This window comes from Bradyrhizobium sp. CCBAU 11361, from assembly GCF_028128935.1.
Lineage (GTDB): Bacteria > Pseudomonadota > Alphaproteobacteria > Rhizobiales > Xanthobacteraceae > Bradyrhizobium > Bradyrhizobium niftali.
The window spans coordinates 17965-38765 of sequence record NZ_LBJZ01000022.1 but is presented as its reverse complement, the minus strand read 5'-3'; the positions used below and the strand labels follow the sequence as shown (position 1 = coordinate 38765).

General features: G+C 66.4%; 21 protein-coding genes. 10 read left to right on the top strand and 11 right to left on the bottom strand.

Features of this window, described 5'->3' with window-relative positions; translation table 11 throughout:
• Positions 1 to 42: 42 nt before the first annotated feature.
• The 3 genes from XI08_RS07480 to XI08_RS07470 all read right to left on the bottom strand — a co-directional run bounded on the left by XI08_RS07480 (position 43) and on the right by XI08_RS07470 (position 3592).
• Positions 43 to 1254: a hypothetical protein gene (locus XI08_RS07480; protein WP_271573950.1), complete on the bottom strand. Its 1212-nt coding sequence runs from the start codon at positions 1252 to 1254 to the stop codon at positions 43 to 45.
• Between the two features lie 242 nt (positions 1255 to 1496).
• On the bottom strand, positions 1497 to 3125 hold the full coding sequence (gene groL, locus XI08_RS07475; RefSeq protein WP_271573949.1) for a chaperonin GroEL: 1629 nt from the start codon (positions 3123 to 3125) through the stop codon (positions 1497 to 1499).
• A gap of 170 nt (positions 3126 to 3295) precedes the next feature.
• Positions 3296 to 3592, bottom strand: coding sequence for a co-chaperone GroES (locus XI08_RS07470; protein WP_271573948.1), 297 nt, complete (start codon positions 3590 to 3592; stop codon positions 3296 to 3298).
• A 314-nt stretch (positions 3593 to 3906) separates the two neighbouring features.
• On the opposite strand from XI08_RS07470, the gene XI08_RS07465 reads away from it, so the two are divergent.
• Positions 3907 to 4428, top strand: coding sequence for a hypothetical protein (locus XI08_RS07465; RefSeq protein WP_271573947.1), 522 nt, complete (start codon positions 3907 to 3909; stop codon positions 4426 to 4428).
• 166 nt (positions 4429 to 4594) lie between these two features.
• Here the strand turns inward: XI08_RS07465 and XI08_RS07460 are convergent, their stop codons facing one another.
• A complete protein-coding gene (locus tag XI08_RS07460) occupies positions 4595 to 5377 on the bottom strand; it encodes a protein phosphatase CheZ (protein ID WP_271573946.1) in 783 nt (260 codons plus the stop codon).
• Positions 5378 to 5691: 314 nt separating this feature from the next.
• Between XI08_RS07460 and XI08_RS07455 the strand changes: the two genes are divergently transcribed.
• Positions 5692 to 6504 (top strand): L,D-transpeptidase family protein, encoded by an 813-nt coding sequence (locus tag XI08_RS07455; RefSeq protein WP_271573945.1) that lies wholly within the window; start codon positions 5692 to 5694, stop codon positions 6502 to 6504.
• Positions 6505 to 6574: 70 nt separating this feature from the next.
• Here the strand turns inward: XI08_RS07455 and XI08_RS07450 are convergent, their stop codons facing one another.
• The 6 genes from XI08_RS07450 to XI08_RS07425 all read right to left on the bottom strand — a co-directional run bounded on the left by XI08_RS07450 (position 6575) and on the right by XI08_RS07425 (position 12598).
• On the bottom strand, positions 6575 to 7405 hold the full coding sequence (locus tag XI08_RS07450) for a DUF2076 domain-containing protein (RefSeq protein ID WP_271573944.1): 831 nt from the start codon (positions 7403 to 7405) through the stop codon (positions 6575 to 6577).
• Between the two features lie 129 nt (positions 7406 to 7534).
• Positions 7535 to 8380, bottom strand: coding sequence for a ChbG/HpnK family deacetylase (locus XI08_RS07445; protein WP_271573943.1), 846 nt, complete (start codon positions 8378 to 8380; stop codon positions 7535 to 7537).
• The gene (locus XI08_RS07440) at positions 8377 to 9423 is read right to left on the bottom strand and encodes a glycosyltransferase family 2 protein (RefSeq protein ID WP_271573942.1); all 1047 of its coding nucleotides are present in this window, start codon (positions 9421 to 9423) and stop codon (positions 8377 to 8379) included. Before XI08_RS07440 ends, XI08_RS07445 begins: the two co-directional genes overlap by 4 nt.
• An 88-nt stretch (positions 9424 to 9511) precedes the next feature.
• Entirely contained in the window at positions 9512 to 10489 is a 978-nt protein-coding gene (gene hisG / locus XI08_RS07435; protein WP_271573941.1) for an ATP phosphoribosyltransferase, read from the bottom strand.
• Positions 10490 to 10492: 3 nt separating this feature from the next.
• Entirely contained in the window at positions 10493 to 11644 is a 1152-nt protein-coding gene (locus tag XI08_RS07430) for an ATP phosphoribosyltransferase regulatory subunit (protein WP_271573940.1), read from the bottom strand.
• A 198-nt stretch (positions 11645 to 11842) separates the two neighbouring features.
• On the bottom strand, positions 11843 to 12598 hold the full coding sequence (locus XI08_RS07425) for a 16S rRNA (uracil(1498)-N(3))-methyltransferase (protein WP_271573939.1): 756 nt from the start codon (positions 12596 to 12598) through the stop codon (positions 11843 to 11845).
• 211 nt (positions 12599 to 12809) lie between these two features.
• On the opposite strand from XI08_RS07425, the gene XI08_RS07420 reads away from it, so the two are divergent.
• Together XI08_RS07420 and ubiA are read left to right on the top strand one after the other, a co-directional pair.
• Positions 12810 to 13469, top strand: coding sequence for a hypothetical protein (locus XI08_RS07420; RefSeq protein WP_027546040.1), 660 nt, complete (start codon positions 12810 to 12812; stop codon positions 13467 to 13469).
• The gene (ubiA, locus tag XI08_RS07415; RefSeq protein ID WP_271573938.1) at positions 13466 to 14398 is read left to right on the top strand and encodes a 4-hydroxybenzoate octaprenyltransferase; all 933 of its coding nucleotides are present in this window, start codon (positions 13466 to 13468) and stop codon (positions 14396 to 14398) included. The genes XI08_RS07420 and ubiA overlap by 4 nt, the downstream gene beginning before the upstream one ends.
• 98 nt (positions 14399 to 14496) lie before the next feature.
• Here the strand turns inward: ubiA and XI08_RS07410 are convergent, their stop codons facing one another.
• Positions 14497 to 15015, bottom strand: a complete 519-nt coding sequence (locus XI08_RS07410) for a DUF6101 family protein (protein ID WP_271573937.1) — start codon at positions 15013 to 15015, stop codon at positions 14497 to 14499.
• A 264-nt stretch (positions 15016 to 15279) separates the two neighbouring features.
• On the opposite strand from XI08_RS07410, the gene XI08_RS07405 reads away from it, so the two are divergent.
• The 6 genes from XI08_RS07405 to lpxK are packed head-to-tail and all read left to right on the top strand — an operon-like array spanning position 15280 to position 20798.
• Positions 15280 to 16671 (top strand): TldD/PmbA family protein, encoded by a 1392-nt coding sequence (locus XI08_RS07405; protein ID WP_271573936.1) that lies wholly within the window; start codon positions 15280 to 15282, stop codon positions 16669 to 16671.
• The gene (locus XI08_RS07400; protein WP_271573935.1) at positions 16658 to 17476 is read left to right on the top strand and encodes a 3'(2'),5'-bisphosphate nucleotidase CysQ; all 819 of its coding nucleotides are present in this window, start codon (positions 16658 to 16660) and stop codon (positions 17474 to 17476) included. Before XI08_RS07405 ends, XI08_RS07400 begins: the two co-directional genes overlap by 14 nt.
• 60 nt (positions 17477 to 17536) lie before the next feature.
• Positions 17537 to 17782, top strand: a complete 246-nt coding sequence (locus XI08_RS07395; RefSeq protein WP_011090249.1) for a DUF4170 domain-containing protein — start codon at positions 17537 to 17539, stop codon at positions 17780 to 17782.
• Positions 17779 to 18492 (top strand): lysophospholipid acyltransferase family protein, encoded by a 714-nt coding sequence (locus tag XI08_RS07390; RefSeq protein WP_271573934.1) that lies wholly within the window; start codon positions 17779 to 17781, stop codon positions 18490 to 18492. The genes XI08_RS07395 and XI08_RS07390 overlap by 4 nt, the downstream gene beginning before the upstream one ends.
• Positions 18455 to 19789 carry a 3-deoxy-D-manno-octulosonic acid transferase gene (locus XI08_RS07385; protein ID WP_271573933.1) on the top strand — a complete coding sequence of 445 codons (1335 nt, stop codon included), beginning with the start codon at positions 18455 to 18457 and terminating at the stop codon, positions 19787 to 19789. The genes XI08_RS07390 and XI08_RS07385 overlap by 38 nt, the downstream gene beginning before the upstream one ends.
• On the top strand, positions 19782 to 20798 hold the full coding sequence (lpxK, locus tag XI08_RS07380) for a tetraacyldisaccharide 4'-kinase (protein ID WP_271573932.1): 1017 nt from the start codon (positions 19782 to 19784) through the stop codon (positions 20796 to 20798). The genes XI08_RS07385 and lpxK overlap by 8 nt, the downstream gene beginning before the upstream one ends.
• Positions 20799 to 20801 lie beyond the last annotated feature (3 nt).

Genomic DNA, 20801 nt, shown 5'->3' with positions numbered 1-20801 from the left:
CGCCCGGTCAAGCCGGGCGATGACTGAAGCGGGTGTCTGCGCCTATTTCCACACCGACTTGTCGGCGTCCCAGCGCTGGCCCTTCAGCTCCTTTGCGAGCGCCTCGATCGAGCCGTTGTCGTCAGGCTGGTCGCCTTCCTCGTCGGCCGAAGCCTCGTCCGAGAGGTTGAGCTTGGGGCCGCCGCTCTCGTCGGCGGTGGTGGTTGCGGGGCTGCCGATCCAGAGCATGAGCTTGTCGGTCGTGCCGGGCTTGTCGGGCGAGACGAGCCCTGCGACCTCGATCGTGTCGGTGAGATCGAGCGCCGGGAAATCCTGGTTCGGCCGCTTGAAGACCAGCTTGAGCTTGCCGGTGGCCGGGTTGAAGCTCTGCGAGACCGGCTTTGCCGCGAGCGTCCGGCTCAGCACGCCCGCCACCGCGGACGCGAGCTTGTCGCGGTTGATCTTGTCGCCGTCGCGCCAGTCGGCCGCGGCGAAGCGGATGGTGCGGTCCATCTCGGTCATGCCCGCGGTCCAGCCCGCGGCGACGACGCCGGGCATCGCCTTGAATTTTGCCAGCAGCGCGCCGGCCCGCTCCGGGTCGACCGACATGTTGATGGTCTGCTCGCCGGCACGCAACGCATCGCAGCCGACGCTGAGGCTCGCCAGCGTCACTTCGACCTCCTGGCCCTTCAGGCTCTTCAGGAACTCGGTCGCGGCATCCAGCTTGACCTTGACCGCGATCGCCTCCGGCGAGACGTCGGTGAAATCCTTCGGCTGCGGCGTGATGCCGTCGTCGGAGGTCTGGTTGTCCAGAAACTCCTTCTCGCTGAGATCGGAATTGTCGGGCGAGGTGACCTCGGTCACGGCCGGGCCGATTCCAATCTGGCCGCGGAACTCGAAGGTGTCTCCGGCCTGCTTGCGCAACAGCTTGACGGTGACGGGCGCCTTCGCGCCGAGGCTCTGCGTCGTACCGGTCAGCATCTGGCCAGCGACCTGGAGATTGACGACGAAGCGGTCCTTGCGGTCGGAATTTTTCGCGACCGGATAGCAGACGTCGAGCACGGCCGCCGTGACCGTCTTGCCCTGGCGGGTCTCCTTCAGGATCACGTCGGCATTGCCGTCCATCAGCCCGTCGATCGAGGTGAAATAGCGCGTCTCGGGTCCGCCCGGCGCCGTCGCCTTTGGCGACAGCTTCATCTGGGCGGATGCGACCTCCGGCGAAACAGCAAGCAGAGCCGCCACAAGGGCCGTGGAGCAAACCAGAAGCGCGCGCATCGATGAAATCCTCGAGCAAGGGAGCATGATCCGGAAAAGTGTGTCGCGGTTTTCCGAAAAGATCATGCTCAAACAATAACCTAAGGCGCGATGACGACTCATTCCGATCTCATCGCGCTTTAGAATCGGCGCCACCGTAGTGGGTTTTGGCCGTCGGTTGAATCGGAAAGCGTGAGCAATGGTCGGCAAAAAAGAAGGCCGCCCGGAGGCGGCCTTCGCAACATTGTCACGGAACGGTCGGCTCAGAAGCCGCCCATGCCGCCGCCGGCCGGCATCGCGGGCGGAGCTTCCTTCGGCGCCTCGGCGACCATGGCTTCGGTGGTCACCAGCAGGCCGGCCACGGAGGAGGCGTCCTGGAGCGCGGTGCGCACCACCTTGGCGGGGTCGATGATGCCCTTCTCGACCATGTCGACATAGTCCTCGGTCTGGGCGTCGAAGCCGAAGGTCTCGGACTTGTTCTCGAGGATCTTGCCGACGACGATCGAGCCTTCCACGCCCGCGTTCTCGGAGATCTGGCGGATCGGGGCTTCCAGCGCCTTCAGCACGATGTTGATGCCGGCCTGGACGTCGTCGTTGGCGTTGGTGAGACGGCCGACCGCCTTCTTGGCGCGGAGCAGCGCGACGCCGCCGCCGGGGACGATGCCTTCCTGCACTGCGGCACGGGTGGCGTTGAGGGCGTCCTCGACGCGGTCCTTCTTCTCCTTGACCTCGATCTCGGTCGCGCCACCGACGCGGATCACCGCGACGCCGCCGGCCAGCTTGGCGAGGCGCTCCTGGAGCTTCTCGCGGTCGTAGTCCGAGGTGGTCTCCTCGATCTGCGCCTTGATCTGGCCGACGCGGGCCTCGATGTCGGGCTTCTTGCCGGCGCCGTTGACGATCGTGGTGTTCTCCTTGTCGATCACCACCTTCTTGGCGCGGCCGAGCATCTTCACCGTGACGTTCTCGAGCTTGATGCCGAGCTCTTCGGAGATGAGCTGGCCGCCGGTGAGGATCGCGATGTCCTCAAGCATGGCCTTGCGGCGGTCACCGAAGCCCGGCGCCTTGACGGCGGCGACCTTGAGGCCGCCGCGCAGGCGGTTGACGACCAGGGTCGCCAGCGCCTCGCCCTCGACGTCCTCGGCGATGATGACGAGCGGCTTGCCCGACTGCACCACGGCTTCGAGCACCGGCAGCATGGCCTGGAGGCCCGAGAGCTTCTTCTCGTGCAGGAGGATGTAGGCGTCCTCGAGCTCGGCGGTCATCTTCTCGGCGTTGGTGACGAAGTAGGGGCTGAGATAGCCGCGGTCGAACTTCATGCCCTCGACGATGTCGACCTCGGTGTCGAGCGACTTGTTCTCCTCGACGGTGATGACGCCCTCGTTGCCGACCTTCTGCATCGCCTGCGCGATCATCTTGCCGATGGCGGCATCGCCGTTGGCCGAGATGGTGCCGACCTGGGCGACCTCGGAGGAGGCGGCAACCGGCTTGGCGCGCTTCTCGATGTCCTTGATGACGGCCGCAACCGCGATGTCGATGCCGCGCTTGAGGTCCATCGGGTTCATGCCGGCGGCAACCGCCTTGGCGCCTTCGCGCACGATGGCCTGGGCCAGCACGGTCGCGGTGGTGGTGCCGTCGCCGGCGAGGTCGTTGGTCTTGGAGGCGACCTCACGCACCATCTGGGCGCCCATGTTCTCGAACTTGTCCTCGAGCTCGATCTCCTTGGCGACGGTGACGCCGTCCTTGGTGATACGGGGCGCGCCGAAGCTCTTCTCGATGACGACGTTGCGGCCCTTCGGGCCGAGCGTCACCTTGACGGCGTTGGCGAGAATGTCGACGCCGCGCAGCATGCGTTCGCGCGCGTCTCCGGAAAACTTGACGTCTTTGGCAGCCATTTCTGCAATCCCTCGTGTTTCGTGAGTGTCGTGTTTCGTGCTGGGTTGCGCTCTCTCCGTCATTGCCGGGCTTGACCCGGCAATCCAATCTTTTTGCGAAGAATGATGGATGCCCGGGTCAGGCCCGGGCATGACAGTGGCGCATTCAGCGGCTGTTCAGGCGGATGGCCTTAGGCCAGAACGCCCATGATGTCCGACTCCTTCATGATCAGGAGCTCTTCGTTGTCGATCTTGACCTCGGTGCCCGACCACTTGCCGAACAGCACGCGGTCGCCCGCCTTGAGGTCGATCGGGATCAGCTTGCCGGTCTCGTCGCGGCCGCCGGGGCCGACGGCGACGATCTCGCCCTGGGAGGGCTTTTCCTTGGCTGTGTCCGGAATGATGATGCCGCCCTTGGTCTTTTCCTCGGCGTCGATACGTTTGACCACGACACGGTCATGCAGCGGACGAAATTTGGATTTAGCCATGACGTTTCCCTTTGGAGGCTCGCTTCGGAAGTAATGAAGTGGGTGGGGCGGCGCTTCCGTCCGTCCTCTTCCCGAGGATCGAACGGCGCGCTTAGCAATCGGGCTTTCCGAGTGCTAATAGTGCGCCCGGAAATATGGCTTGGCCGCGATCCTGTCAAGCAAAGGTGGTTAAGCGATTGGTGAGGCGGATATAGGATGGTGGCATTGGAAACGTGTTCGGGGCGCCGGCGTATCAAAGGACGTCATTGCCCCGGCGTCGGTTTTGCGCTTGGCTGCGGGAGGGGTGCGGCCATGGTTTTGTTCGGGGGAATGCCATGATCAGTTCAGCTCGCGCGCGCACGGTAGCCAATCTGGCGGCCGCGTCTTCTCTGGCGCTGTTGCTGGGCGCCTGCGGCGGCGGCATGAGCCTGCCGTCCTTCTCGTCGTCGTCTCCGCCGCCCGAAGCCGAGCCCGGTACCGGCCCGGAAATGCCGGCGAGCATCCGCGCCGACGAGATCGTCGGCCGCTGGGGTCTTGCCTCGTTCCAGAACCCGGCCGACCGCGCCCGCACCGAGGCTGCGGCTCGGTCCCAGTGCAAAAATCCCTACGTGATCGGCTCCGGAACCTCCGGCGGCGTGGTCATGCATCTGGCCGACCAGGCGACGCCGCAGGAATTGCGGCTCAAGGGTTCGCCCAGCGGCAAGAACTATATCGGGCCGGCCGGTCCGACCCCCGGCGAGCAGGACCGCGAGATCGTGTCCTTCGACGGCCGCGTCCTGATCACCCGCTTCATCGACAAGGACGCCGCCACCCGCTACGGCAACATGGTCTACGTCCGCTGCGCCCCGAGGGCGTGATGTTCTGATTGTCGTTCCGGGGCGATGCGAAAGCATCGAACCCGGAACCTCGAGATTCCGGGTTCGGTCCTGCGGACCGCCCCGGAATGACAGCGTGAGATAAATCCCCAAAAACAAAAACGCCGGCTCGCGCCGGCGTTTTGCTTTTCCGCGATCTCGCGTCCGTTCAGTCGAACAGCGCGTCGATGTCGTCCTGCGAGGCGTGGCCGACGTCGCCGGCGAGCTTCGGACCGTTGAGGAGTTTTTCGTCGTCGGTGCGGGCGTCGACCGGCGCCGGCACATGGGCCTTGATCGCGTCGACGCCGCCCCAGATCTCCATCATCGCGTTGATGTGCTGCTCGATGAACTTCATCGTGGTCATGACCTTGCTGATGCGCTGGCCGGTCAGGTCCTGGAAGTTGCAGGCCTCGAAGATCGAGATGACGCGCTCCTGGATGTCGTCGGCGAGCCGCTTCTGCTGGTCGGCCGATTGCACCTTGGACATCGCGCTGGCCGCCTGGTCGATCGACTCGGCGGCTTCCAGGATCTGCTGGGTCGCCTGCTCGGTGCCGCCGACGACCGCGCCGAGTTCGCCATTGACCTTGGCCATCTCGCCGCCGTCGAAGCTCTTGCCATGCAGCGTCGCGATTTCGCGCTTGGTGCGGTCGATGGCGTCGTGGATGAGGTCGAGCTCGACCTTCAGCTTCTCGCACTGCTCGATCTGCGCCCGGTACGTGTCGAGCATGGTGCGCGTCTCGGCAAGCTCATGAGCCGTGGAAGCATCGATCGCCGCCATCGCCGCGCTGGCGGACAGCGGGGCAGCGGTGCCCTTCGCCATCTGTGCGCGGATCGCGCGCAGCTCCGCCATGATCTCGTTATGCATCGGCGCAGCCTCCTCAATCATTTCGGGGCTGGGCATCTCGCCGACAATAGCCTCTTCGACACGAAAACGTTTGCGGTGAATCGCCATCAGGAACTCCCCCCACCTCACTCACGCGTCTTTGTAGGCAGAAGCAATTTAACACGAGGTTCACGACCGGAACTGTTGCTCGGCCGCGCGCGACGACGCGAGAAGAAGCGATTAACCATGAGCATGAGGCGTTCATCGAAAATAAACGCTGATCGCCAAATTGGGCCGTCGCTCGCGACGTGGTGAATCAAAACGGCGTTTCCGTTTACCAAACAAAACGCCTTTTGCTTTTTATTGACCACGTCGCGGACGCCGATCAGCCATCAGCTCTGCACGACGCATGTGATCTAGACGAAACAGTACAGAGTACGTCGATGTTCAAGAAAATGTCTGTCGCGCTGCTCGGCGGCGCTTGCACCCTCGTTGCCGGCGCAACCAGCGCCAGCGCCTTCGACAATACCGTGCCGAACGATCCGCCCGCGGTGCTTTACCAGCCGCAAGTGCCGTCGGCGCCGGTGCGCGTCGCCTCCAATGCGAACATGGGCGGCGGCTTCATCGAGTTCCTGTTCGGCGACGGGCCCGGCCGCGGTCCGGCCTACGCTCCGCCGCCGGTGTATCAGCAACAGCCGGGTTACAACGATCCGCGCCGCCTGCCGCCGATGGGCGAGCCGCAGATGCAGGGTGGATATCAGCAAGGCGCAGGTCTCCAGCAGGAGGCGGTCGATCCGCGGCAGCGTCAATTCGATCCGAGATTCGAGAAACAACTCGTTGACTATAGCGGCAAGGAAAGTGCCGGCACGATCGTGGTCGATACGCCGAACAAGTTCCTCTACCTCGTCGAGGGCAACGGCCGGGCGATGCGCTATGGCATCGGCGTCGGCCGTCCCGGCTTCACCTGGTCCGGCGTGAAGTCGATCACGGCCAAGCGCGAATGGCCGGACTGGACCCCGCCGGCGGAAATGATCGCGCGCCGCCCCGACTTGCCGAGGCACATGGAAGGCGGTCCGGAAAACCCGCTCGGCGCCCGTGCGATGTATCTCGGCTCCACGCTCTACCGCATCCACGGCTCCAACGAGCCCTGGACCATCGGTACCAACGTCTCCTCCGGCTGCATCCGCATGCGCAACGAGGACGTCATCGACCTCTACGGCCGCGTCAATGTCGGCACCAAGGTCGTGGTGATGTGAGGTCCGAGCTTCGAAATGAAAACGGCCGCCCCATGGGCGGCCGTTTTTGTTTGCGCGCTATCGAGCAGCCTTACGCATAATCGCTGCCGCCATCGTCGCCGCCGCCGAAATCGCTGTCGTCGGCCAAGTCGACATTGTCGTCATTGTCGTTCTGATCGTTGTAGTTCTGGTCGTCGTTCGAAGCCTGGTCGACCAAGCCTTGGCGGGAATCGCCGCCACGGTCGCGGCTGGAGCCGATGTCGTTGAGGCCGGCATCGCGCGCGAGCGAGCCGCCGGACTGGTCGCTGCCGCCCCAAGGACTTCCACCAGCGCTGCGGTCGCCCAGGGCGTTGGTGTCGCCGAAGGCCTGCTGGTGCGATCCGCCCATCATGCCGCGGATGCTGGAGAGCAGCAGCGAGCCGCCGACGACGCCGGCTGCGGCCGCCGCGGCCGTACCGAGGAACGAGCCGCCGCCACCGCCGGCCGGCGGGGCACCATAGCCCGGGGCCGGAGCCTGACCGTAAGCCTGTCCATAGGGCGGCGGGGCGCCGTAACCGGGTTGCGTCTGCTGCATCGCCTGACCGCTGTTCCAGACCGGCCGCGAATCGCGCGGCGGCACGTTCGGAACCGAGCCGCGCGAGGGGCCTCCACCGAACAGCGTGTCGCGCATGGTATCCAGGAAGCCGCCGGATTGCGCCTGTTCGGGCGCATGGGCCGCCTCCAGCTCCTGGATGCGGTTATGGGCGCGCTTCAGCGCTTCGTCCTGCAACAGCGTGGTCTGCACCAGCGCGTAAATCGCGCCGGGCGCCTTGCGCAGGCCGTCGGAGATCGCGGCGATCGCGTCGGGATCGCGCGGTGCATTTTCCAGTTTCGAAAGCCGGTCGAAAAGCTCGTCGACGAGCTGGCGTTCCTGCGGCGTCATGATCAATCTCCCTCGCGCAAACCAAGCGCGCAGAAGATGTAGGGTTCCATTGTGGCCCCAACAGTGCCGGCCATATTAAATTTCGGTATGCGACAAGCTGCCTCGTCGGGCCGGCGCTTTCGCCGGCTTTCACCCCAGTGTCGTATTGGTCTGCGCCAGCAGCCGCACGAATTCGTCGCTCCCGAGATAGGCATACTCGCGTTCGCGCACGTCGGTCATCGGATCAAGCGCGGCAAGGACGTCGTCGACGAAGCCGGGATGGCACATCACGAGGCCGCCATCCGGCAGGCCGTCCAGGAATTGCCGCATCATTTCGCCGAAATCGGCGGCGCGGCTGAAGTCATAGGCGCCCGCGAAGCCGGGATTGAAGCCTAGGCCGGCACCGGCGGCGCGGCGGCGGAATTGCGCGCTGAGGATGTCGAGCACCATGGCTTTGGGCGAGGCCAACCGCTGCTTCAGCGGCAGGTCGCGGCCGCCCTGACGCACCCAGGCGTTTGGCGCGGTTTCGGCAACCGCGTCGACAAAGCCGTCGCGCACCTGCGGATAGAGCTGCACATGCTGATGTCCATCGACGAAGTCTGGTGCGCGGCCGAAAGCATCAGCGAAGGCCACGAGCTGCGCCTTCACCTCATTGCGAAAGAATTCGCGGTCGAGCCGCCGCAAAACACCCGCGCACAACAGCTTCGGAAACGGCATGAACATGTCGCCGTTGAGCGGGCGAAAATGCATGGTAAGCGGCCGGAACGGCGCGGACAGCGTCACGTGCAACCCGATCGCGCAGCGCGGGCTCGTCTTCGCTGCGGCCTGGAGCGCCTCGATCTCGCCCCGAGCGATCGTGGGGCCCACCATCATCACCGAGGTGGCGTTGAGGCGGCCGCGTTCGATCAGGTCACGGATGGCGCGGTTGACGCCCGGGCTGATGCCGTAATCGTCGGCGCAGAGCCAGATCCGCCGCGGCGGCGCCGCCGCGCTCATTCCGCCGCCGTCCTCTTCGAGGCCTCGTCGGCCTTGTCGGTCTCGAAGTGCTTTTCACTGTGCTCGGCGACGAAGTAGATCGGGCGGGCCTTCAGCTCGGAGAGGATCTTGCCGATATATTCGCCGACGATGCCGATCATGATGAGCTGGACGCCGCCGATCGTCATCAGGCCGACCACGAGCGAGGGATAGCCGGGGACCTGCTTGCCGGTGGTGAAGACCTCCCAGAGAATGGAGAGGCCGAACAGGAAGGCGATGCCGGCGAGCACGACACCGAGCAGGCTGGCGAAGCGCAGTGGTGCCACCGAGAACGAGGTCAGGCCCTCGATCGACAGGCCGAGCAGGCGCGCGGCGTTGAAGGTGGTGACGCCATGGGCGCGCGGCGCGGGCTCGTAGTCGACGCGGATCTGGCGGAAGCCGATCCAGCTTGCCAGGCCCTTGAAGAAGCGGTTGCGCTCCGGCAGTTGCCGAAGCGCTGTGACCGCGCGCGGCGAAAGCAGGCGGAAGTCGCCGGCATCTTCCGGAATCTTCTGGCGGGCGCCCCAGTTGATCAGGGCGTAGAAGCCGTGCACGGCGAGCCGCCGCACGAAGGTTTCGTTGTCGCGATGCGCCTTGGCCGTATAGACGACGTCATAGCCGTCATCGATCCAGTGTCGCACGAGCTGCTCGATGAGAGCCGGCGGATGCTGGCCGTCGCCGTCCATGAACATCACGGCGCCGAGGCGGGCATGGTCGAGGCCGGCCATCAGCGCCGCCTCCTTGCCGAAATTGCGCGACAGCGAGACCACCTGGACGTCGATCGCGTCGGCCGGCAGGCTGCGTGCGATCGACAGCGTCGCGTCCGCGCTGCCGTCGTCGACATAGACCACCTCGCAAGCGAGGCGATGGCGCTGGCGCAGGGTCCTTGCGAGATCGCAGATGCGCTGGTGCAGGGCGGCGAGGCCCGCCGCCTCGTTGTAGACGGGGACGACGATCGACAACCCCTTCGCGGCGGCGCTCGCCGCGGTGGTCGTCAGGCCGGAAACGTCAGAGCCCAGCGTCATCGATCAAGGTTCCAGAGGGCGTTCAAGGTCATCTCAACAGCATATGGTAGCTGCCGTTTGCTGTCGCTACGCTGAACGGACCTGAGGCTCACCGCCGCAGGAACGCCTCGAGCTTGGCGAACAGCGGGTTCTCCCGGTCGAACACGTAGTCGAGCGAGACCACAGAAACGGTCTCGGCGCCATGCTCGCGCAGGAAGCTCGCGAGCGCATAGAGCTGCCCCGGCGGGCAGTGCAGCGTCAGCATGCCCGACGAGGTCGGTCCGCCGAACGGCGCCTCGACGCCGAAACGGCTGTGGGCCTCGCCGAGCAGGCCGGCGTCGCACTGCCGGAATCGGGTCCGGACCTCGCGGTACTTGTTGGCCCGCGCCCGCGCCGCGATGTGGTCGAGGATGATGCGCGCGGTCTCCCGCGCCTGCGGCGACCAGTCGGCGTCCCTGGAAGCGACCAGATTGGCCTGGCTGCGCAGGATCATGCCGTCGTCGAGCACCCGCAAGCCGTTGGCGGCGAGGGTCGCGCCGGTCGTCGTGATGTCGACGATCAGCTCGGCGCTGCCGGCCGCCGGCGCGCCTTCGGTCGCGCCTGCGCTTTCGACGATGCGGTAATCGGTGATGCCGTGGTTCTGGAAGAATGCGCGGGTGAGATTGACGAACTTGGTCGCGACCCGCATCCGCATGTGATGCTGCTCGCGGAAGCCGGTGGTGACGTCGTCGAGGTCGGCCATGGTGCGGACGTCGATCCACGCCTGCGGCACCGCCACCACGACGTCGGCATAGCCGAAGCCGAGCCCTTCGATCAGGGACACGCGCTTGTCGGCGTCCGCGATGTTCTCGCGCACCAGGTCCTCGCCGGTGACGCCGAGATGGGCGAAGCCGCGCGACAGCTGCGCGGCGATCTCGCTCGCCGAGAGATAGGCGACCTCGACATTGTCGAGGCCCGCGATGGTGCCGCGATAGTCGCGTGCGCCGCCGGCCTTCGACAGCTTGAGGCCCGCGCGGGCGAAAAAGGCTTCGGTGTTTTCCTGGAGGCGGCCCTTGGAGGGAACGGCCAGAACGAATGGCGCGCTCATGACTTAAGCTCCCACCTTGCGGCCGATCCGGGTCAGCGCGTCCACCCAGACCGAGAAACCGACCGCGGCGATCGGCTCGGCCGAACCGAGCTGGGTCATCAGTCCGTCATAGCGTCCGCCGGCGACCAGCGGCTCGGCGCCGTTGCCGCTGTGATGCAACTCGAATTCGAAGCCGGTGTAATAGTCGAGCCCGCGTCCGAACGCGGTGGAGAAGCGCGTCTGCTTCACGTCGATGCCGCGCGCCGCCATGAAGCCGACCCGGCTCTCGAACTGGTCGATCGCAGCCGTGAGGTCGAGCCTGGCGTCGGTCGTGAGCGCGCGCAGCTCGGCGACGGCGTCGTCGGGATTGCCTGCGATCGACAGGAAGCGCTTGAGCACGGCGATCGCCTCGCGCGGCAGCGCGCCGCCCTTCAGCGTCGATTGCTCGAGGAAGCGGTCGGCGATCTCGGCGGTGGTGCGGCCGCCGACATTGGTGGTCCCGGCGATCGACATCAAATCGGTGACGAAGGCGAGCGCCGCCTTGCGGTCGGAGCCGGCGAGCGCGGCCAGCACGCCCTCATATTCGCTGCGGGTGGCGGTCGTCGCGGCCGCCAGCCGCTCCAGATCCTGCTCCAGGCTGATCTTGCGGTTGAAGTCCTTGACCAGGCGGCGGCGCCAGACCGGATAGAGGTTGAGCGCGTCGAGCAGCGCGTTGAACAGCGCCACATCGCCGGTGCGGATCTCGACGTCGCGGACGCCGAAGGCGCTGGTCGCCTCCAGCGCCAGCGCCAGCATCTCGGCATCGGCCGCAGCGGGGTCCTGGCGGCCGAATGATTCGATGCCGGCCTGAAGAAATTCGCTGGCCTGGCCACTGCGGTAACGGAACACCGGCCCGAGATAGCTGAACCCGGCCGGCTGGCCGGCGCGGCTGGAGGCGAGGTAATCGCGCGCCACCGGTATGGTCAGGTCCGGCCGCAGGCAGAGCTCCTCGCCGGTGAGGTCCGTGGTCAGATACAGGCTCTTGCGGATGTCCTCGCCGGAAAGGTCCAGGAACGGCTCGGCCGGTTGCAGAATCGCCGGCTCGGCCCTGACATAGCCGGCCTGCGCGAACGACAAGAGCAGCGTATCCGCCCAGGCGGCGGAGCCGGCAGCATTTGAGGTGGCAGTCGCGGTCATCTCAGGGGTCCATCGTCCCGGCGGAACCGGGCAGGGCAAGGGGAGGCACGGTAGTTGGCGCAGCCCTTAGCATGGCCGGAAAGCGGTTTCGACCTCCAAAGGATCAATCGCTTAACGGCCGGCCAACGCCACCGTCATGCCCGGGACAAGCCCGGTCATGACGACCTCCAGCGGTCTCAAATGTGATCACTCCAAGAGCTAAGTGGCCTTGCCGCCCCAATCGCCCAGCACCGCCTGGACCAGCGCCAGCGCCGCCACCGCGGCGGTGTCGGCCCGCATGATCCGGGGCCCCAGGGCGAGCCGCAGGATTTTCGGCTGCCGCAGCAGCAGCGCCCGCTCTTCCTCGGCAAAGCCGCCTTCGGGGCCGATCAGCACGTCGATACCTTGTCCTGCCTCGCGTGCGCCGTGCAGGCTCTGAACGGGATTTTCGACCTCCGCGGCCTCATCGCAGAAGATGAGCAGGCGACCGGCGGCGCGCTGGCCGAGGAAGCGCTCCAGCGGCACCGGCTCGGCCACGGTCGCGATGCTCAGGATGCCGCATTGCTCGGCCGCCTCGACCACGTTGGCACGCATCCGCTCGGTATTGACCCGGGAGGCCTGGGTGAACCGGGTCAGGACCGGTTGCAGGCTGGCGGCGCCCATCTCGATGGCCTTCTGGACCATGTAATCGAGCCGGGCGTGCTTGAGCGGGGCAAAGACGTAAGTGAGGTCCGCCAGCCGGTCCTGCGGCCGGGTCGGCTGGAGGATTACCAGGCCGTCCGGCCGTTTGCGGCCTTCGATGGCGGCCTGCCATTCGCCGTCGCGGCCGTTGAAGGCCAGGACCTCGGCCCCCGCTGCCAGCCGCAGCACATTGCCGAGATAATTGCTCTGGTCGCGGTCGAGCGGAACCCTGGCGTCCTGGGCGAGGGGGCCATCGACGAACAGGCGGGGGGCGCGAAAATCGTGGGAGGGCATCGTTCAAAGGTCCGTTTTGCCGGCGTTATTAACCGAAAGCCGCCATTCCGGGGGTAAATATTGCCAAACCGGTGCGTCGGCGCGCCGCGCTCCTGCCCTATTCGACGGGTTGTTAAGCGCCGGCGGGAATCGTAAAAACGCGAACACGCTGGTTGCGCTTCAATTGGGAAGACGCCGAACCCCGTAAGCTCCTGCCGGAGAGACTGCCTTGATGATCCGTCATTTGATGGTTCCGATCACCGCCGCCATGGTCACCATGGGGGCCGCGGGTGCCTACGCGCAAAGCGCCTTCCCGGCGCCGCTGCCGAACCAGGCCGCGAGCAGCTCGGCATTTCCGCCCGTGAACGGCTCCGCGCCGGCCGCATCCGTCGGCGCGGCGCCGCAATCCTCGTTTCCCGCGAACGGCGCTGCGCCGATCGGCGGCGCCGGCGCCTTCAGCGCGGCCCCGCCGACGCAAGGGCCGGGCGAGGACTGCATGAAGGGGTTCGTCCCCTTGCGCGAAGAGGCCGAGAAGCGCGGCAAGCTGATCAAGGCCGCGAGCGACCGTCACGCGATGCCGGACGAGGCCTGCAAGCTGATCGGCAATTTCAGCCAGGCCGAGCTCAAGATGATCAAGTTTGTCGAGGCGAATGCCGCCAAATGCGGAATCCCGGCACAGGTCGGCGCGCAGATGAAGGACGGCCACAAGAACACCGAGGCCATGCAGAAGAAGGTCTGCACGGTTGCGCAGCAGATGCAGAACCAGCCGCGCGGTCCGGCCGGCCCGTCGCTGAGCGAGGTGCTGGGATCGGGCTCGGCGCCTGAGGCCAACGCCGGCAAGAAAGGCGGCAGCACCTTCGATACGCTCAACGGCAACGTCCTCACCCGATGAGCGACACGAGCGCCCGCGTTGCCGACTCCACCGGCAACTGGGTCGATACGCTCGCGCCGCCATGGGCGCGGCCCTATTTGCGATTGTCCCGCTTCGATCGTCCGATCGGCTCCTGGCTTCTCCTGATGCCATGCTGGTGGTCGGCGGCGCTTGCCGCCGGCATCGCGCACGACGCCGGCCGCCTGCCGCTCACCATCGTCCTGTTCTTCATCGGCGCCTTCGTCATGCGCGGAGCAGGCTGCACCTGGAACGACATCACCGACCGCGACCTCGACGACAAGGTCGAGCGCACCCGCTCGCGGCCGCTGCCGTCGGGGCAGGTGACCACGAAGCAGGCGCTGGCCTTCATGGTCGCGCAGGCCCTGATCGGTCTCGTGGTGCTCTTGCAATTCAATCGCTTCGCGGTCCTGACCGGCATCGCCTCGCTTCTGATCGTCGCGATCTACCCCTTCATGAAGCGCATCACCTGGTGGCCGCAGATCGTGCTCGGGCTCGCCTTCTCCTGGGGCGCGCTGATGGGCTTTGCCGTCACCTTCGGCCGCATCGACGTCACCGCGCTCGTGCTTTATGGCGGATCGATCGCCTGGGTGATCGGCTATGACACGATCTACGCGCATCAGGATGCCGAGGACGACGCGCTGATCGGCATCAAGTCGACCGCGCGCCTGTTCGGCGCGCACACGCACCAGGCGCTGATCCTGTTCTATGGGCTCGCGGTGATGCTGATCGGCGTCGCGCTGGCGTCAGGCGATGTGCGCTGGCCCGCCTGGCTCGGGCTCGTGGCCTTTGCCCTGCATCTGGCGTGGCAGATCATGCGGCTCAAGATCGACGATTCTGCGCTCTGCCTGCGCCTGTTCAAGTCGAACCGCGATGCCGGGCTATTGCTGTTCGCGGGACTGCTGGCGGACGCGGTGATGCGGGCCGCGTAATGCGTAGGGTGGGTTAGCGAAGCGTAATCCACCAACGTCTATCCGCATCGAGAGCAAAGCGGTGGGTTACGCCTTCGGCTAACCCACCTACGGCACCTTTAGTTCCTTGCGATGATCTCACGCTCTTCGCGGTGAACCGGCAGCTCGCGCGTCATGGCGGTGCGCCGGCGCATCAGGAATTTCGGACGGCGGGCGCGGATCGCGTTGGCGCGGCGGCGGCGCGGTGCGGGCTTGCGGGCGCCTTCGTCGAGCTGCGGAAGCGCGAAGATCTCGCTCCAGACCGCCCAGGCTGCGGTGAGCTCGTCGCCGTCGGCGCCGACCAGCAGCGGAACGGAGAGCGAGGGGTCGCGATGAACGAGGACGAGGGCCTGCGCCTCGTCGTTGCCGCGCAGCGCGACGCCGGTGAAGTCGCTGACGCGCACGTTGATCGCCATCTGCATGCCGCGGACGGCACGGCGCAGCACGACGCGTTCGCGATGAAGCTCGATCTGCCTTGTGTATCCGTCGGCGCGCGGATCATGCGCATCGAAGCGGACCGGAAGGGAAAGAGGGTCGAGCCGCAAGCTGCGGCTCGACCCGGCGGGAGCGATCCCGCTTGTTGCTGTTTGACGCCTCACGGCTTTAGTTCTCCCCGCCAGGATTATGTTCCCGGTCGATGCGAGGACCTTAGCGCGCCGGCTTCCGAAACCGCTTAAAAAGGCTGGTTAACTCAGCGTCACCGCGGCTCATGATTGACAAGACCTTGGCGCGCATGATTGACGAGACGTTGCGCCGAAGTCGCGAATCTGAGCTTTTGGCGGGCTGAAAATGCTTGAAGTCCGCGCTACCAGGGCACATCTGTGGGTTCCGGTCCCGAACCCCGCTCCAACAGGATTTCGTTTGTGAACCCTTCACCAAGCTCGACGCTTTCGCCCAAAGCCAATAGTGACCTGTTCGATCAGTCCGCGCTGTCCGATCTCGCGCAGCGGCTGGTCGAGGCGGCGAGGCGCGCCGGCGCCGATGCGGCCGATGCGGTCGCAGTGCGCGGCGTCTCGCAAGGCGTCGAGGTGCGCGACGGCCGTGTCGAGGAATCCGAGCGGTCCGAGGGCGACGATGTCGGCCTGCGCGTTCTGGTCGGCCAGCGCCAGGCGGTGGTCTCGACCAACGACGTCAGCGGCGATGCCGTGACCAAGCTCGCGGAACGCGCGGTCGCGATGGCGCGCGTCGCACCTAGCGACAAATATGTCGGGCTCGCCGATCCCGCGCTGCTCGCGCGCGACTTCCCCGATCTCGATCTGCTCGATCCGAATATTCCGGCGACCTCGGAGCTCGAGCGCCGCGCGCTCGAAGCCGAGGCTGCTGCGCTCGCGGTGAAGGGCGTGACCAAGTCCGGCGGCGCCTCGGCCTCCGCCGGCATGGGCGGCATGGTGCTCGTCACCAGCACGGGCTTCCACGGCTCCTACCTGCGCTCCAGCCAGGGCATCTCGGCCACCGCAATCGTTGGCGAAGGCACCGGCATGGAGCGCGACTACGATTTCACCTCGGCGCCGCATGGGGCCGACCTGCTGTCGCCGGAGATCGTCGGCCGTTCCGCCGGCGAGCGCACCGTGGCGCGCTACAATCCGCGCAAGGTCGAGACCTGCAAGGTCCCGGTCGTGTTCGATCCGCGCGTTGCGGGCTCCTTGGTCGGCCATGTCGTCGGCGCCATCAACGGCGCCTCGATCGCGCGCAAGACCAGCTTCCTGAAGGACAAGCTCGGCCAGCAGCTGTTCGCCAAGAACATCCGCATCATCGACGATCCCCTGCGCAAGCGCGGCCTGCGCTCGCAGACCTTCGATGCCGAAGGCGTCGCGGTGAAGCAGACCGCGCTGATCGACGAGGGCGTGTTGACGACCTGGCTGCTTGATTGCGCCACCGCGCGGGAGCTGGGCCTTGCCACCACCGGCCACGCCCATCGCGGCGTTTCGTCGTCGCCCTCGCCCGGGCCGTACAATCTGCATCTCGAGGCCGGCACGCCGACACCGGCCGAGCTGATCGCCGACATCAAGCAGGGCTTCTACGTCACCGACCTGATCGGCTCCGGCGTCAACGGCGTCACCGGCGATTACAGCCGCGGCGCCTCCGGCTTCTGGATCGAGAACGGCGAGATCACCTATCCCGTCAGCGAGGTGACGATCGCAGGCCACCTGTTCGAGATCTTCAAGTCGATGCAGCCCGCCAACAATCTCGAGTTCCGCTACGGCATCAATGCGCCGACGGTGCGCATCGAGGGTTTGACGCTTGGCGGACGCTGACGCGAACTCTCTCGACGCGACGATCCTGACCCGCGACGCAGCGCTGTTGAAGGACACAGTGCGGGAAGCGGGCGCGCTCGCGCAGTCGATGTTCCGCACCGAACTGAAGAAATGGACCAAGGGCGCGTCCTCGCCGGTGTCGGAAGCCGACATCGCCGTCAACGACCTGCTCGAAGCGCGCCTGCGCAGTGCCACGCCCGACTATGGCTGGCTGTCGGAGGAGAGCGCCGACGATGCCACGCGGCTGTCGCGGCGGCTTGTCTGGGTGGTCGATCCCATCGACGGCACGCGCAACTATCTGGGCGGCCATGACGAGTGGTGCGTCAGCGTGGCGCTGGTCGCCGACGCCGCGCCGGTGCTGGCCGCGGTGTTCGCGCCGACCAGCGGCGAGTTCTTCTTCGCGGCCCGCGGCCAGGGCACGCTGCTCAACGACAAGCCGGTGCGGGCGACGCCCGGGGCCACGCTCGATTTCTCCCGCATGGCCGGCCCCAAGCCGATGGTCGAGCGGCTCAACAGCTCCGGCGGCGACATCAAGCTGCACCCGCGAATCGGCTCGCTCGCGCTCCGGCTCTGCCGGGTCGCCCATGGCGCGCTGGATGCGGCTTTTGCGGGCGGCAACAGCCATGATTGGGACCTTGCGGCCGCCGATTTGATCGTGCAGGAAGCGGATGGTAGGATGAGCGACCTCTCCGGAGATCCCATCCTCTATAACCGCCGGGAAGTGGCGCACGGGGTGCTGGTGGCAGCGGGTCGCGATCGTCATGCGAGCATTGTCGCGCATTTTCGAAATCGTCCCTTGCCCTGAGCGCTTTCGCTGTGCTTGTCGAACACTGCTTTGCCGGGCAGCCCGTTAGGAACAGAACTCATGCCAGATAGTGCCCCGCAACAACTGCTCCATCTCGTCATCGGAGGCGAACTGCTCGATCTCGAGCACAACACCTTCAAGAACCTCGACGACGTCGAGATCGTCGGCCTTTATCCGAACTATGCGTCCGCTCACGTCGCCTGGCGCGCCAAGGCGCAGAGCACGGTCGACAACGCGCAGATGCGCTACTTCATCGTCCATCTCCACCGGCTGCTCGACCCGAATCAAGAAACGAAGGCGCGTTGAAAAGGCTGCTTCGCAATACGCTGCGGAGCAGCTTCGTTCAGCGTGCCGTCGGGGTCCTGGCGGCCGAATATCTGCGTCTGGTCTGGCGGACCAACACCTTCACGTTCGATCCGCCCGACGTCTATGACATCGTCGAGCCGCAGATCCCGGCGATCTTCGCCTTCTGGCACGGCCAGCATTTCCTCACCCCCTTCATCAAGAACAAGGACTGGTACAAGGCCAGGGTCCTGATCTCGCGGCATCGCGACGGCGAGTTCAACGCGATCGCCGCCGAGCGGCTCGGCATCGGCACCATCCGCGGTTCCGGCGACCATGGCGGCGCCTTCCACCGCAAGGGCGGCGTCGGCGCCTTCAAGGAAATGGTGCGGACGCTTCAGGACGGTTGTAATGTCGCCCTGACCGCCGATGTCCCCAAGCGCTCGCGCGTGGCCGGGCTCGGCATCATCATGCTGGCACGGGAATCGGGGCGGCCGATCATGCCTTTTGCGATGGCGACCAGCCGCTTCATCCGGCTCAAGAACTGGGACCGCACCACCATCAATTTGCCATTCGGGCGGGGCGCACTGGTCGGCATCAAGGAAATCCACGTTCCGCCGGACGCCGACGCCGCCATGATGGAAGCGCTGCGGCTGGAGCTGGAGGAGACGTTGAACGAGGCGACCCGGCGCGCCTATGCGCAGCTCGGCCGCCCGGGGCCGGAAGATGCCTGACACGCTCCCGATGACGCTGCGGATGTATCAACGCCTGGCCTCCGGCCTCGTGCCGCTCGCGCCTGCGCTGATCAAGCGGCGGCTGAAGCAGGGCAAGGAAGATCCCGCGCGCGTCGGCGAGCGGCGCGGCTTGTCCCGGGACGTGCGGCCGCATGGTCCGCTGGTCTGGATCCACGGCGCCAGCGTCGGCGAGGTGCTGGCCGCGGCGGCGCTGATCGAGCGCCTGCGCGATCTCAATTTGCGCATCCTGCTCACGTCGGGCACCGTCACCTCGGCCGCGGTGGCGGCCAAGCGTTTCCCGCCCGACGTCATCCATCAATACGTGCCGTATGATTCCCCGCGCTATGTCGCGCGCTTCCTCGACCACTGGAAGCCGTCGCTGGCGCTGTTCATCGAATCCGACCTGTGGCCGAACCTGATCCTGGCGGGCGCAACGCGACGGGTGCCGATGGTGCTGATCAACGGGCGGATGTCGCCGCGCTCCTTCCCGCGCTGGCAGCGCATGTACGGCACCATCTCGGCGCTGCTGTCGCGCTTCGACATTTGTCTCGCGCAGTCCAAGACCGATGCCGAACGCTTCTCCGCGCTCGGCGGCCGCGACGTCCTCACCACGGGCAATCTCAAGCTCGACGTGCCGGCGCCGCCGGCCGATCCCGCCAAGCTCGAACGGCTGATGGCGATGACGCGCGGGCGGCCGATCATCGTCGCGGCCTCGACCCATCCGGGCGAGGACGAGATGCTGGTGGCGGCGCATCGCAGCCTCGTCGGTTTCTTCCCGCAGCTCCTGACGGTGATCGTGCCGCGCCATCCGGATCGCGGCTCCTCGATTTCGGGCCTGATCACCGCGTCGGGCCTGAAGCCGGCGCTGCGCTCGCGCGAGGAGCTGCCGACGGCGACCACCGATGTCTATGTCGCCGACACCATGGGCGAGCTCGGCCTGTTCTACCGCCTCTCGCCGATCGTGTTCATGGGCGGGTCGCTGATCCGCCATGGCGGCCAGAATCCGATCGAGGCGATCAAGCTCGGTGCTGCCATCGTCCACGGTCCGCACGTCTTCAATTTCGCCGAAGTCTACGAAGCGCTCGATGCGAGCGGCGGCGCGCGCCAGGCCGACACACAGGAGCTTCTGGTCAAGCAGCTCGGCCAACTCCTGGCCGATCCCGCTGTGCGCGACAAGCTGCAGCACGCAGGCAGCAGCGTGGTCGAGCAGCTCGGCGGCGCGCTGGAGCGCACCATGACCGCGCTGGAGCCGTATCTGCTGCAATTGCGGATCGAGATGGGAGCCGCCAATGCGTGAGCCGGCCTTCTGGTACCGGCCGCGTTCCCCAGAGTCCCAAATCCTCCGTCCCCTCGGCGCGATCTATGGCGCGATCACGGCGCGCCGCATGGCGCTCGAGGGTTTCGACGCCGGCATCCCCGTGATCTGCGTCGGCAACTATCATGTCGGCGGCGCCGGCAAGACGCCCACCGTGCTGGCGCTGACAAGGCTGCTGCGCGAGCTCGGCGAGACGCCGGTGGTGCTCAGCCGCGGCTATGGCGGACGCCTGAAGGGCCCTGTCGTGGTCGATCGCGCGCGTCACATCGCAGCCGACATCGGCGACGAGCCGCTGATGATGGCACGCGACGTTGCGGTCGTCGTCGCGCGCGACCGCCTCGACGGTGTGGCCCTTGCAAAGTCGCAAGGCGCGACCGTGATCCTGATGGACGACGGCTTTCAGAATCCGCGTCTGCTGAAGGATACCTCGTTGATCGTGATCGACGGCGAGCGCGGCATCGGCAACGGCAACGTGTTTCCCGCCGGTCCCCTGCGTGCGCCGCTGAAGGCACAGCTCGCGCGCACCGACGCGCTGGTGCTGATCGGCGACGGCCGTGCCGCCAACGATGTCGCCGCCGAGCTTGCCAAGCGCAACAAGCCCGAGCTGCGCGCGCGCCTGAAGCCGGATGCTGCCTCGGTCGCGCAGCTGTTCGGCAAGCGGGTCTTCGCCTTCGCCGGCATCGGCGATCCCGAGCGCTTCTTTCGCACCCTGCGCGCCTGTGGCATCGAGGTCGCGCGCACACGTTCCTTCGCCGATCACCACGTGTTCTCGCCCGAGGAGATCGCCGCGCTCACGGCGGACGCCCAGCGCGAGCAGCTCACGCTGGTGACGACGGAAAAGGACCTCGCGCGCCTGCGCAGCCACGAAGGCTTGCCCGATGGCATCGTGCCGTTCGCGGTTCAGCTCGAATTCGATGATCCCGCAGCGCTCCGGCAATTGATCAGCGATCATCTCTACAAGGCGCGCGAGCGGCGGTTCGGCAGGCGATGATTT

What these genes read in the sequence shown, in the direction of transcription:
- XI08_RS07480 (WP_271573950.1), bottom strand. Translation starts at nt 1,254, where the DNA reads ATGCGCGCGCTTCTGGTTTGCTCCACGGCCCTTGTGGCGGCTCTGCTT.
- groL (WP_271573949.1), bottom strand. Translation starts at nt 3,125, where the DNA reads ATGGCTGCCAAAGACGTCAAGTTTTCCGGAGACGCGCGCGAACGCATG.
- XI08_RS07470 (WP_271573948.1), bottom strand. Translation starts at nt 3,592, where the DNA reads ATGGCTAAATCCAAATTTCGTCCGCTGCATGACCGTGTCGTGGTCAAA.
- XI08_RS07465 (WP_271573947.1), top strand. Translation starts at nt 3,907, where the DNA reads ATGATCAGTTCAGCTCGCGCGCGCACGGTAGCCAATCTGGCGGCCGCG.
- XI08_RS07460 (WP_271573946.1), bottom strand. Translation starts at nt 5,377, where the DNA reads ATGGCGATTCACCGCAAACGTTTTCGTGTCGAAGAGGCTATTGTCGGC.
- XI08_RS07455 (WP_271573945.1), top strand. Translation starts at nt 5,692, where the DNA reads ATGTTCAAGAAAATGTCTGTCGCGCTGCTCGGCGGCGCTTGCACCCTC.
- XI08_RS07450 (WP_271573944.1), bottom strand. Translation starts at nt 7,405, where the DNA reads ATGACGCCGCAGGAACGCCAGCTCGTCGACGAGCTTTTCGACCGGCTT.
- XI08_RS07445 (WP_271573943.1), bottom strand. Translation starts at nt 8,380, where the DNA reads ATGAGCGCGGCGGCGCCGCCGCGGCGGATCTGGCTCTGCGCCGACGAT.
- XI08_RS07440 (WP_271573942.1), bottom strand. Translation starts at nt 9,423, where the DNA reads ATGACGCTGGGCTCTGACGTTTCCGGCCTGACGACCACCGCGGCGAGC.
- hisG (WP_271573941.1), bottom strand. Translation starts at nt 10,489, where the DNA reads ATGAGCGCGCCATTCGTTCTGGCCGTTCCCTCCAAGGGCCGCCTCCAG.
- XI08_RS07430 (WP_271573940.1), bottom strand. Translation starts at nt 11,644, where the DNA reads ATGACCGCGACTGCCACCTCAAATGCTGCCGGCTCCGCCGCCTGGGCG.
- XI08_RS07425 (WP_271573939.1), bottom strand. Translation starts at nt 12,598, where the DNA reads ATGCCCTCCCACGATTTTCGCGCCCCCCGCCTGTTCGTCGATGGCCCC.
- XI08_RS07420 (WP_027546040.1), top strand. Translation starts at nt 12,810, where the DNA reads ATGATCCGTCATTTGATGGTTCCGATCACCGCCGCCATGGTCACCATG.
- ubiA (WP_271573938.1), top strand. Translation starts at nt 13,466, where the DNA reads ATGAGCGACACGAGCGCCCGCGTTGCCGACTCCACCGGCAACTGGGTC.
- XI08_RS07395 (WP_011090249.1), top strand. Translation starts at nt 17,537, where the DNA reads ATGCCAGATAGTGCCCCGCAACAACTGCTCCATCTCGTCATCGGAGGC.
- XI08_RS07385 (WP_271573933.1), top strand. Translation starts at nt 18,455, where the DNA reads ATGCGCAGCTCGGCCGCCCGGGGCCGGAAGATGCCTGACACGCTCCCG.
- lpxK (WP_271573932.1), top strand. Translation starts at nt 19,782, where the DNA reads ATGCGTGAGCCGGCCTTCTGGTACCGGCCGCGTTCCCCAGAGTCCCAA.